The sequence below is a fragment of the candidate division KSB1 bacterium genome, assembly GCA_034505495.1.
GTDB lineage: Bacteria > Zhuqueibacterota > Zhuqueibacteria > Residuimicrobiales > Krinioviventaceae > Fontimicrobium_A.
The window spans coordinates 60,548-73,284 of sequence record JAPDQV010000015.1 but is presented as its reverse complement, the minus strand read 5'-3'; the positions used below and the strand labels follow the sequence as shown (position 1 = coordinate 73,284).

At 51.3% G+C, this 12,737-nt stretch carries 8 protein-coding genes; 3 read left to right on the top strand and 5 right to left on the bottom strand.

Annotated elements, in window-relative coordinates; translation table 11 throughout:
- The 5 genes from ONB24_08165 to ONB24_08145 all read right to left on the bottom strand — a co-directional run.
- A partial coding sequence (locus tag ONB24_08165) for a hypothetical protein (GenBank protein MDZ7316083.1) occupies positions 1-1,743 on the bottom strand: 1,743 nt, incomplete at its 3' end.
- A gap of 505 nt (positions 1,744-2,248) precedes the next feature.
- Complete coding sequence (locus tag ONB24_08160) at positions 2,249-3,412, bottom strand: metallophosphoesterase (GenBank protein ID MDZ7316082.1); 1,164 nt, start codon at positions 3,410-3,412, stop codon at positions 2,249-2,251.
- A 12-nt stretch (positions 3,413-3,424) separates the two neighbouring features.
- Positions 3,425-4,348 (bottom strand): alpha/beta hydrolase, encoded by a 924-nt coding sequence (locus ONB24_08155; GenBank protein MDZ7316081.1) that lies wholly within the window; start codon positions 4,346-4,348, stop codon positions 3,425-3,427.
- 64 nt (positions 4,349-4,412) lie between these two features.
- On the bottom strand, positions 4,413-6,005 hold the full coding sequence (locus ONB24_08150) for a glycoside hydrolase (GenBank protein ID MDZ7316080.1): 1,593 nt from the start codon (positions 6,003-6,005) through the stop codon (positions 4,413-4,415).
- A 28-nt stretch (positions 6,006-6,033) separates the two neighbouring features.
- Positions 6,034-7,104 (bottom strand): endo-1,4-beta-xylanase, encoded by a 1,071-nt coding sequence (locus ONB24_08145; GenBank protein MDZ7316079.1) that lies wholly within the window; start codon positions 7,102-7,104, stop codon positions 6,034-6,036.
- A gap of 358 nt (positions 7,105-7,462) precedes the next feature.
- Here ONB24_08145 and ONB24_08140 point away from each other — a divergent pair, with 358 nt between their 5' ends.
- The 3 genes from ONB24_08140 to ONB24_08130 all read left to right on the top strand — a co-directional run bounded on the left by ONB24_08140 (position 7,463) and on the right by ONB24_08130 (position 12,711).
- On the top strand, positions 7,463-9,382 hold the full coding sequence (locus ONB24_08140) for a GtrA family protein (GenBank protein MDZ7316078.1): 1,920 nt from the start codon (positions 7,463-7,465) through the stop codon (positions 9,380-9,382).
- A 316-nt stretch (positions 9,383-9,698) separates the two neighbouring features.
- A complete protein-coding gene (locus ONB24_08135; GenBank protein ID MDZ7316077.1) occupies positions 9,699-10,493 on the top strand; it encodes a phosphatase PAP2 family protein in 795 nt (264 codons plus the stop codon).
- A gap of 148 nt (positions 10,494-10,641) precedes the next feature.
- Positions 10,642-12,711 carry a nucleoside hydrolase gene (locus ONB24_08130; protein MDZ7316076.1) on the top strand — a complete coding sequence of 690 codons (2,070 nt, stop codon included), beginning with the start codon at positions 10,642-10,644 and terminating at the stop codon, positions 12,709-12,711.
- Positions 12,712-12,737 lie beyond the last annotated feature (26 nt).

The window sequence follows — 12,737 nt, the reverse complement described above, 5'->3', positions numbered from 1 at the left end:
ACCGGCAGGCAAAATGCTGTTCACCAATTCAGCAACCTTTTCTCCCTTTACATTGTAAACCGCCAGTTTAACCTGCATTTGCACCGGCAGCGAAAATTCGATTGTGGTCGAAGGATTGAACGGGTTGGGATAGTTTTGCGCCAACGTAAAGGCTTCCGGTTTTGCAGACGGATTTGCGGCGACTGAGCTGCTTTCTTCCAGCAAGGTCATGGAAGACAGCGCCATTATGCCGAAATTGGTCGGGTCGCACCAGGATGCATTGGACCAAATCATTCGCCAGTCGTAAAACGCGCGCTGCTTTTCCTCATCAAAGTCATTGATCTGGATATTCAAACCGACCTGATCATCGACCTTAAAAGGCGCAACGGCTTTTAGCGAAGTCCAGGGGAAGAACATCTCCATCGAGTATCCGTCTTCAGTTCCGGCGATTGCGACCGCCGCCTGGATGCCCTCCGTGGGGAAGCGATTTTGGCCCCAACTCAGTCCGGGTCCCTGCGTACCGGTTTCCATGGCCTGGCTGTCGATTTGATAGACCCATTGCGAAGTGTTTTCGTCGTAGGTGTAGACATGGTCGGCATGCTGCATGAACCACCAGCCGCCGGCGGGTCCGTACTCTGCGGCGTACAGCTCGTTGTACTCTTCCTGCGTTACACCGCCCGATGCATCGGCATCAAAAAAGAGTTCGACCTTGTCGTTATCGCCCGTTGCATCCTGGAAAAGAATATCGTCATAGACCGTAAAGAAAAAATAGAGTCCGTCGGCATCCCATAAGGTGCGGAAAGTTCCGAAATAATCGGCAAAGGATTCCAATGGCCAGAATTCCGTATTCGGATCTCCGATCACCACGGCGCGCGGCATGGCATACTGCCAAATTTCATCCATTTGGGCGTCGATGGTCGGTTTTACACCGGCGCGCGGTGTCGGCAGTACGTATTCATTGGCAGGCGCTTTGGCATTCAAGACCAATTTACCGAAAACCGTCGGATCGCACCAGTTGGCATTCGGATAGTCCATGATCCAGTTGAAAAAGGCGCGCTGTTTTTCGACGTCAAAGTCATTGACCTGAACGTTGAAACCGATCTCTTTGCCGGCTTCAAAGGGGCCCTCGGCTTTCAAACTAGACCACGGAAAAGCGAATTCCATGGTATATCCGTCTTCAGTGCCTGGGATTTTTTTCGCTGCCAAAATGCCGTCCGTCGGGAAACGGTTCTGTCCCCAGGAGAGGCCGGGGCCTTGTGTACCGGTTTCGATGGCTTCGCTGTCGATTTGGTAGACCCACTGAGAGGTGTTTTCGTCATAAGTATAAACTTGGTCAGCGTGTTGAACAAACCACCAGCCTCCGGCCGGTCCGTACTGACCGGCGTACAGGGCATCGTATTCTTCTTTCGTCACCCCGCCGCTGGCGTCTGCATCGAAAAAGAACTCCACTTTATCATTATCTCCCGTCCCGTCGGCAAAGAGAACATCATCCATGACATAGACAAAGAAGTAAAGATTGTTTTCGTCCCACATGACCTTGAACCACGCGGCGTAATCCTCGCCTGATTCAATTTCGCTGAAGCCGGTGCTGGGGTCGGCCTGCGTGACGGCAAAGGCCTGCGCGTCTTTCCAGGCTTCGTCCTCTTCGCCGTCGATGACGGGTGTAGCCGGAGCTTTGTAGACCTGAATAACGCGATCGGGTGTACGATAGGCGAAAAGTGTACCCGCCGCTGCGAGAAAAATTAGTAAAAATAGGTGCTTCATGATGGCCTCCGTTTTTTTATGAAGAGACTTGTTGGTGTGCTGCCTTAACTTAATTATTGTCGAAAACGATTAAGAACGTATTATACTTTAATGATTTTTAGTGTTTTTGTCAATATCTTTTTTCGGGCTGTTCTGAATCTATTGGGTGGGCCTTAATGAGCTTATTCACACAGTATAATCCAAGGGATCGGAAGAAAGGCTTTATAGGTCGACTCGTGCCGGTTTCTTTTACGACAATCCGTAGTGCTTTAATTATCTCTGACCGCAGTTTTTCGACGGCTTGGAAGGCAATTTGAAAAGTCCTGCGCCTCCTCTTTTCCTTCTATAAAGTCAAAGAGATAAGCGCAATCAATAGTCTGCTCTCTCGGCATAGAGGTCTAGAGAGGCGGTAAGGGTGATGAATTTATGTTTGATTCGATGCCTGCAGAGGCAACGACATTGCCTGAGGGAGGTTTAGGCGTTATCCCCAGTTTTCATACAGTTTAAAATATCGATCGTAAAAATGTTATTCTTCTTTCGGGTTGAACCGCAGTCCAAGCTCGACGATCTCCGGTCGACTGCCGAGGCGAATCGGCGGTCCCCAGGTACCGACGCCGCAGGAAATATAATATTGCGTATGTCCTTTTTTGAGATAACCCCAGCTCTGCTCGTAGGTTGCCCGCGTGATAAGGTCCAGCGGCCACAACTGACCATTGTGGGTATGACCGGAAAGCTGCAGATCCACACCCTGCTCGGCTGCTTCGTGCAGCTCGAACGGCTGGTGGTCCAAGAGCAGAATCGGCTTGCCGGGATCGACCGACTGCATAAGCTCGCGCAGACTTTTACGATCGACGCCGGTAAAGGCTTTTTTCACCCGATCATCTCTGCCCACCAGATAAAGGCCGTTGGGGAGGAGCACGCTCTCGTCGCGAAGCACTCTGACGCCGTGCTCCTGCAAATAGCCCACTGCCCTCTCGACGCCGCCGATGAACTCGTGATTTCCGGTCACTGCATAAATGCCGTAAGCCGCTTTGAGGGAGCGCAATGCCTCGCCCAGATTCTCGCGCACCACCGGCGCAATGTCTTCGTCGATCAGATCGCCGGGAAAGAGGATCAAGTCCGGCGACAGCGAGTTGATTTTATTGACGATGCGACAAAAGCGGCGCCGCCCGACAATTGTGCCGAGGTGCACGTCGGAAGCCGCGGCGATCTTGAGCTCTTTTGTCTCGCACGGTTTGTCGATCTTGATTTCCAGGCGCCGGACTTGAACCCTGCAGGCGTTCACATAACCTGCAAGCAGAATCAAGAAAACCACAGAAATGCCGGCTGTAAATGCCGTAAATTTCAGCCGTTCGGAATCCGCAGCCAAATAATGAAAGAACGGCAGAAAATGATTAACGAGGCGCAATAAATCGATAAAGAGGACGATCAAAAACAGATAGAGAAAGGCCGCCAACCAAAAGGATCCGACAAAGACAAGAAAATCCGAAATGCGGGAAAGCCAAATTCTTTCGAGGAGGCGGCCGATCAAATAGGAGAGCGCCAGGAAAAGAAAAAGCACGGTGAAAACGGTTGACAGCGTCGGGTGAGCCGTCAACGCTTGGCGCCCCCGAACAAAGATGTAAAAGTTCAACAGGCCGTAAATGCTGAAAACGACCGTGAAAAACAGAAGAAAGTTGATTTGTCTCATGATGGTCGCGGTTCAGTCCTTCAGGACGCGATCGATAAATTCAAAAACCTGATTCAAAGTCTCCGGTGAAGAAAACTGCGGCCCGCCGTGACCGGCACCTGAAAGAAGGATGAGGCGACATTTTTCCGAACCGATGATACGCCCCAGCTTTTCAGCAAATTCGATAGACTGTTCGACGGGCACTACCGGGTCATCCGTTCCGTGCATAATAAGGATCGGCGGGTCGTCGACCGAAAGGTAGGATTCCGGATTTGAGGCTGCAACCTTTTCAGGTATTTCGGTTATTCGGCGGCCCATAAAAAGGGATGCGGGCGAATCGGCCTCACCGTGATTCGGGCGGCCTTTGCCGCTTTTTCGGAACTGTTCATCCATTGTCAGAAAATTGATCGGGCCGAACCAGTCGACCACAGCTTGAACACAGCTTGAATAGTCTGCGTTGCCGAGGGAAAGATCTTCCAATTCCGCAACGCCGCAGGTAACGCCGGCCATGGCCGCCAAATATCCGCCGGCAGAAGGTCCCCAAGCGACAATGCGGGTACCGTCCAATTTATACTCTTCCGCGTGTGCGCGCAGCCAACGAACGGCCGCTTTGACGTCGTGAACTGCGGCCGGAAAAGTCGCCTCGCTGCTTAGGCGATGATTGATCGATACTACTGCATAGCCGCGGCGGAGACCTTCGAGCATCGGCGTCAGCTGGCCGTCGGCTTTGTCGCCGCCGAGAAAGGCGCCGCCGTGAATAGCGAGGATCACCGGAAAAGGCCCGTCGCCTTCATCCGGCAGATAGATATCCAGCTTTTGCGCTTCGGAAAGCGAGGCGTAAGGCAAATCAAGCCATTTGCGCTTAATCTCTTCGGTCGGCGCTTTAAACATGGGAAACTGTGCCGATAAAGATGAGGCTATCAAAAAAAGAGGTAAAAGTCTGCGAAATTGCTTCATATTTTATCCTCCGGTATTCATTGAATAGTGCCGGCAAGTATTCCATTAATCTTTCGGCTGAAATTTAGAGCCTTGTCAGAGTCAGCAGAACCACATCGTTTTCGCGCATGGTCAGGTCGAGCGCATATTTGCCGTCTTCGGCAATCGAAACGATTCGGCACTGTTCCGGCGCGCCGCTGCAGCAGGCGTGCAGCGCCTTTTCTTGAGCGCGGCTCAACTGGTCCGGGGCGCCCATTTCCAAATATGCGGTAAAGACGTCGTTTATGCGATAGCCGACGCGTCGGATTTCGAGAGCGTAACGCCCCGCCTGTAGGTTCGTGAATAAGAGTCGGCAGGGAGGCAAATCCGCCGCCGGATGCACCCGTTTGTAAAAAGCTTGATTGTTTGTCGAATCGGGATTGGGCATGATGCGAAAATCCCAAAACAGCACCTGCACGTTGCCTTGACTGTCCTTGCATGCCCAAGAACGATCGTCGCTGTTGACGAGCTCAATGTCGCCCAAGCGATTTAAAAATTCGAAAGCGAAAAAGGCCGGCTTTTTGCGCCCCTGAAGATTGAGCAGGCCGAAGCCGCCGTGAAACGGCCGTTTGGGCGGCGACGATTCTTCGAAAATATCGGTAAACACCCAATACGACATCGAGGTGACGGCGCGTTCCGCTCCCTTGACTTTATCAAGAATATAGGCCGCCTGCTGGTAGGTGTCGTGGTAATAGTCCGTCGGCGTATAGGACGAACTCCATTCGGTGTAGTGCAGCTCCAAGTCGGGTCGCGGCGAAGCGGCAATGATTGCCCGCGTGCGGATCATGTTGCCCTTGACGGCATTCGGATCGGGATCGAGCACCGTGCCGCGAAATCCCGTATCGTCGAAAAAGCCTTCGCGGACGCCATAGTCGTGGGTGGAGATAAAATCGAGCGGCACGTTTTGCGACGTACAGAAATCGATCATCTCGCGGACCCAGCCGTTGCCCGCCGTAGCCGGCCCCCCGACGCGATAACGCGGCGAAACCGATTTGACCGCCTCGGCCGTAACGCGATATAGACGAAAGTACTCTTCCTGCGTGCCCGCCCAGAAAAAGTTCAGGTTCGGCTCGTTCCACACCTCAAAGTACCATTGAGCGACCTCATCCTCGCCGTAGCGTTCGGTAAAGTGCAGCGTAAGCTGGCGTATTAGTTCGGCCCACCGTTCATAAGATTTGGGCGGTTTGATGATGCCGTTCCACCAAAAGACGGTATTGAGGCCGGGGTGATCCCAATCGGCCAAATCCCGCGGCATAAAGGAAAGCTCCACAAAGGGTCGAATGCCGATCGAAAGCAGAAAATCGTATAATTTGTCTATATACTGCCAGTTGTAGACAGGATTGCCGTGGGCATCCTCGGAATAGACGCCCATGTCGTCGTGCAGCAGGCCGTGCATGCGGAGATAGCGAAAGCCGCAGGCTCGTTTGGTCTCGATGAGCTGAGCCTGCCAATCGGCGCGCAGCCCTTCTGCCGCGCGACCGGCTCCGACGCAAAGGTTGCCGGCGAGAGACCTCGGGCCCAATATTTTTTGGGCATCAACGGTGATTAAGCGCGGCTGCGGAGCCGGTTTTCGCGATGCAGCAAGAGAAGCTCCATACAAAACAATAAAAAGGGATAAAAGACACTTAAAGACCTTCACCAAGTCCTCCTCTTTCGGTATGGACTGACTATTGCCCTTGGGCAACACGTATAATGGCATCCAACGCCGGTTTAGGCTTATAGTCGCGGTCAAACAACAGCGGCGCATTGCGGCGGTTGGGGACCGGAAAACCGTTCAGCCACGAGTAACGGTCCGTTACACCCCAAAAAGTTACGCGCGTGATTTTATCGCTGTGTTTTTTAAAGAGTGAAAAGATCTCGCCGTAGCGCTTGGCCTGCAGCTGCAGAATCGAATCGGGGATACTTTCTTCGTACAGTTTGCGACGGTCTTCGAATTTATAGAGACTCAAGTCGAGCTCGGTGATCATCACTTTTAAGCCCAAACCGTGATAGGCGAGGATGCTCTTTTCAATCTCTTCAATCGGCGGATCGTAAATGCTCCAATGTCCCTGCATGCCGACGGCGTCGATCGGAACACCCTTGTCGAGCAGGCCTTTCAGGAGAATCAGCGCTTTTTCCCTTTTTTTCGGGTCAGCCATTGAATAGTCGTTATAATAGAGCTCCGCGCCGGGATCGGCCGCTTTGGCAAAGCGGAAAGCGTATTCAAGATAATCCTCGCCGATGATTTTTTTATAGGGACTGTTGCGTAGAATCTCATCGCCGTCAGACGGGTCCATGATTGCCTCGTTAACCACATCCCAGCCGTGGATTTTGCCTTTATAGCGCGTCATAACTGTGGTAATGTGTTCCTGCATGCGCGCCAAGAGCTCATCGCGACTCAGGGGAGTGCCGTCGGGGTGTTGGAAAACCCATCTCGGCGTCTGCGAATGCCAAACCAGCGTATGGCCGATGACCTTCATGCCGTGCCGTTGGGCAAAGTTGACCAATGTATCGGCAGCGGCAAACTCCCAGCGGTCGGGCTGCGGATGGATCGGTTCCCATTTCATTTGATTTTCCGGCGTCAGCACGTTAAAATGCTTTTTTATCAGCGCAACGAGGTTCTCATTTTTTTCAAAATTAAAGCCGGGAGCGGTGCCGATCAGAAAATCGTTTTGAAAGTAATCCTTCAAGCCTTTCTCTTGGGCGTTGATGAGAAATGGAAATATGACCAGGGCGACAGCGAAAAACCGAATTTTCATGTTCAACCTCCGTGCGATTGTGGGTCCGGCAAAAGCAACGGCTAAAGTAGGGAAAATGTTTCTAACCCGCGGTTGGGTATTGGAATTTAGCAATATTTTTCAAAAATTGACCAAGAAACTTGCAAAAGCCGGAAAAATGCGGATCGGCCAACCTGGTCATAGACTTTAATTTTCGTTCATTTTGCTGCAGGCAATGGAAGAAGATTTTTCTAGTCATTCTTGCCGTGTTTGGGGGGCTGTCGAACAAAGATGAAAAAATGAGTCGAAGCGGGTTTTGTTAAAGACACGGCGTTCATATCCGTAAAGATGATATGGGCTTTTTATTGTCGAATTAATTTTGACTTTGCTCGGGAGGCGAATGCAGTTTTTCAAGTTGCCGTTTGAGTTTCTTCGTCTGTTAAAATTCGGGGCCGTCGGAATCTCCGGCGTTTTCGTCAACAGCGGCCTACTGTGGCTGTTGGCGACAAAGACCAAACTTCCCTTTTATCTCTGCTCGTTTATTGCCATCGAAACCTCGATCATCACCAATTTTTTACTGAATGATCGTTGGACCTGGTCGGATCGACGGCGCGGCAGCTTTTTAAGCCGGCTTTTGCGCTACAACGCATCGACTGCCTTTAGTTCGATCTTTATCACCATGACCATGCTGCTCCTTTTCAAAGAATGGGCGGGCATTCCTTTTTTGATCGCCAATCTTTTGGCCATAGGCTGCGGCATGGTGTTCAACTTTGTTGCCAATTATTACTACACTTACGGGCAAACCCGACTCAACCTGCCGAAAAGGGTTTGGATCGTGCTTTTCGTTTCGCTCGCCGTACGTTTGGGATTGGCGGCTTTTTTGGGCGCCGGTTTCGATGAAGCCTATTACTACAGCTATTCGATTCGCCCCGATCTCAGCTATTTCGACCATCCGCCTTTTGTAGGATTTTTAGCCGGCTTTTTTCCCTATTTGACCGGCCTTGCTTCCCCTTTTACCATTCGTCTGGGCGCCGTTCTGCTTTTTACCGCTTCGAGCCTGCTGCTCTATCGCTTGGCACTCCAACTGACGGACGAATCGCGGGCTTTTTACGTTTTGCTGTTGTTGAACAGCACGCCGCTTTTTTTCATCGGGGCAGGTACCATGATTCTCCCCGATGCCGGTCTGCTCTTTTTTTGGTGTGCGACTTTATTGCTCTTTCATCGCATTTTCATTCGAGAGGAGTTTACGCTCATTAACTGGCTCGTGGCCGGTGTCCTAACCGGCTTGGCCATGCTCTCCAAATATCACGGCGCGCTGTTGGGCCTCGGCGCCGCCTTGTTCTTGATTCTTTGCTGTCACCGAGAATTTTTGCGTCTCGGCGTCTATTGGTATGGGCTGACGGCATTTGCCGCATTTTTGCCTGTCATAGTCTGGAACGTACGGCACGATTTCATCAGCTTTGCTTTTCAAGGGGCGCGCGCAGCCGGCGGCACCTTCTCCCTGCAAAAGTTTCTGCAGGCCTTGGGCGGACAGGCCGGTTACCTGACGCCTTTTCTCTTTTTCCCGATGCTGATCGTTATTGTGAATGTTGTCAAAAGCGCTTTAAAAGGAGGAAAAAGGCCGCTTTTTTTCCTGTTATTCGGCGTGCTGCCGACATCCTTGATGTTGGGCATCGCTTTCTTTAAGCCGATTTTGCCCCACTGGACTCTGCCCGGCTATATCGTTTTGCTCATTCCCTTGGCAGAGTGGTTTTCCTTTGAAAAGAGCCGGGTTCGTCTTTGTTTACTGAAAGCAGCCGCTGTATTTGTTGCGTTTTTGATGCTGACGGCTGCCCTGCACACCCGTTACGGCATTCTGCACTTGGAAAAGTGGGCGCGACGGGGTTGGATCACGGAAAAGGACGTCCGAATGGATGCCACTCTCGACATGGTCGGTTGGCCGCAGGTCGGCCGTCGACTGATCGATCGGTATGCAAACCGCGATGTCTTTTTGTTTACTCACAAGTGGTTCCTAAGCGGTGAGATTGACTTGGCAGTAAAAGGTAAACTGCCGGTCATGTGCTTTAATGCATATGATGCGCGCGGTTTTGCTCTCTGGGATGCAAAACTCGACATGCGCGGCAAGGACGGAGTGCTGATCACATCGTCCCGCTTTCCCATCGATGTACAAAAGGCGTTTGCCGACTATTTTAGATCAATTACTTTGAGCGACTCTTTGGTCATTCTGCGCGGCGGAATACCGGTGCAAACCTTTTATTTTTACGAATGCCGAACTTTGTTGAAACGTTTTCCTTTGCCGTACGGGTTGAACGAGTTTTAGCTGGTTCATCGATATAGACCGTGTTTTGCACCCAGGCATCAGTTCCGAATAGAACGCCGAGTAGAAACAGCAGGCTGCTGAAATGCCGCCGGATCGTTGTTACAAGTTATGCGCCCGGTCGATTTATATATCAGGTGGAGAAGGAAAGCCGCCATTATTTTTCGATGAGATTGTTGATGCATTGCATTGCAAAGAGCGTCTGCAAAAGCGTTCGGTCTTAAAAGTGGAAAAGACCCTGAAAGGTCGGCATCGTGCCGGCTCAATTCATTTTCAGAATTCGTAATTAAATGACAACGAGACAGAATTCGGGAGGATTGTGAAAAAAACGCTTTTATGGCATGTCGTCGGTGCTGCAGTGTTGTTGACCCTGGCTGCGGTCATTCGTTTGGCGGACGCCGATATTCCTCTTTTTTGGCTGCTGCATCGGGTATCTGCCGTCACCGGCACCTTTCTTTGGGCAAACCTCACCATTCTAGGCGACACCTTGGTGGCTTCCGTCTTTTTTATCTTGTTGCTCCGCCGTCATCCGCAAATTGTTTGGAGCGCATTAACGGCTGCAGTCTTGGTGACGCTGATAGTAACTGTACTGAAATCTGGGACCGGCGTGCAGCGGCCTCCGGCTGTCCTGGATCGCTCGCTAATGACTATTATCGGCCCTGCGTTGGGACGTCGATCGTTTCCCTCCGGTCATACGGCAACGATTTTTTGCACCGTTGGGGTTTTATTGCCTTATCTAAAGGTGCCGACCAAAGCGGCGGCTTTGTTGCTGGCCGCAGTCGTCGGCTGGGCGCGCATCGTCGACGGTGTGCATTGGCCGACGGATGTGGCGGCCGGAGCAGCCATCGGACTGCTCGGCGCCGCTGCCGGTACGTTACTCGTTGCCCGTCTAAAATGGCGCGCTCATCGTACGGCACAATTGGTTTGGGGGGCGGTATTCCTAATCGCCGCCATAGTCCTGCTGATCTCCTATGACACCCGATATGAACAAGCCGTCGGATTGCAAAGACTCTATGCTGCGCTGATTTTATTGTTCGGCGGTTGGGAATATCTGCATTTGCTCCGAAACCGAACTCACAAAGCGGTGGGGCTCGGAGATCAAAGCATCACATGACCATTAATGATGCCTGCACGACGACTCTTAAGTAGGCGTTTCTGATTCCCGAAATGCCGATGGCCGATTTAAAACCATAGAAGGATTCAAACAGCAAACGTCTTTGCTTTGTTTGAAAGAGTTCTTTAACCCTATGAGGGACTGTGCTATGAAGGCATTATGGTTTATTTGCTGGACCGTGGCCGCAGTTTTTGCGTCGGTTCCAAAAGTAATCTTTGACACCGACATGAACGGCGATGTCGACGATGTTGGGGCACTTGCTTTATTGCATGTATTGGCCGACAACGGCGAAGTGGAGATTTTGGGTTGTATGACTTCGCATCCTGCTAATGCGGTCTGCCGGGCCGTCGATGTCATCAATACTTTTTATCACCGGCCTGACCTGCCTATAGGTGCCGTGCGCGGCGGCGGCGACAACGGCCAATATGCGGCCGTCATTGCCCAATCTTTCCCGAACGACGCGGTTCAGGCAGAGATACCGCTGCCGGTCGAATTGTATCGCAAAATCCTTGCAGAACAACCCGACAGCTCGGTAACACTCATTACCGTCGGCTTTTTACCAAATATTGCCGCCCTCCTTCGTTCCGGAGGCGATCATTACTCCGAGCTGAACGGCATCGAATTGGTAAAGAAAAAAGTCAAAGAGTGGGTATGCATGGGAGGTGTTTTCCCTGCAGGCAAAGAGTATAACCTCTCCTATATGTTTTCGGATGATGCAGTGTTTGCAGTCAATTCATGGCCATGCCGACTCATTTTTACCGGCTGGGAAATCGGCAAAGAGATTTTCACCGGTCGTTATGTCCACGAATTTATCGCCGGTAGTCCGGTCAAGGCCGCTTATCAGCTCTACAATTGTACCTGGGCATTCGACGGTAATCCGTATATTGCCTATTATCACGGCCATTATTCTTGGGATTTGACTGCGGTTTGGATTGCCGTACGCGGTTATGCACCTTTTTGGGATGTCGTTGATCAAGGATATTGTTATGTAAAGCCGGACGGCAGCAATGAGTGGCGAACGGACGACGATAAAGATCATTTTTACGTCGTCGCCAAGATGCCGGCTTATCAGATTGCCGAGGAGATCGATCGTTTGCTCAATCTGCCGCCGATCGGCGCCTATATTAAAAAAAGCAGCGCCGTCGGTTGGCTGCCTTGCCTTATCGAATTTGACGGACGGTTAACTAGACCGCCGAAAGAACGAACTGTTCAAGAGTATCATTGGCGGATCGGCGACGTACGTGCCGAAGGTGAGGTTGTTGCCTACAATTTTACAACACCGGGCATGTACCCAATAGAGCTCACGGCAAAGATGAATGACAGCGCTATTCTGACCGCCGTCGATAGCGTGCGCATCAGCGATCCGATTTTCAGCGGCGATCCGTTTTACGGGGATGCACGCAACTATCGCCGTATTCATGAAGATCTATGGAGCACAACATTTCATCAAGGAGATTTAAGATACCATCTGAGCGCTGATACCCGCACGCCTGCGATGTGGGACGGATTTTGTTTCGTGCGCGATACGCTTTTTACGACATTTGCGCTGGAGATGCTGGTTTGCTCCGAATTGGATCCGCGCTCGGCTGAATTTAAAATTCTATTCGGGGTTCAGGATGAGCAGAACTATAATCTGCTGCAGGGACGAGCCGCCTTGTCGCGCCTTTATGCCTTTCGCAACGGCAAACGCACCGTTAACGGAGTTATCTCGGCTAACCTAGTACCGGACGACCAGTTTCATCGCATTTACCTGGTAAATGACGGTACTCGCCTGACGGTTTATTTCGACGGTGTGTCGGTTTTCTCGCAAACAGATGCCGATTTGCTTCGTGCCGGTGCTGTAGGGTTCGGCTCAGACCGCTCCGCTTTCTTTTTCGACGATATTAGTATCAGCAGTCCCGTTGCCGAGGCTTCAAAAAATCAGAGCTTGCCCAAGTCGATTCTTCTATTGCCCAATTTTCCGAATCCGTTCAATTCCCTCACTACTATTCCCTATGAGCTCGATCGGGATAGTTTCGTCTCTTTAACCGTGCACGACCATAACGGCCGGATTTTGGCGGTGCCGGTAAAGGAATACCAAACTGCCGGTCAACATGAAATTGTATTCGATGCTTCTCATCTTCCTTCCGGAGTATATTTTTATCGCTTGGCCGTTACATCGCAAGCACTCGATTCACCCATGCCTTCGCAAATAAAAAAGATGCTGCTGTTAAAGTAATGCTTCGGGCACCTGAATGGAAGAAT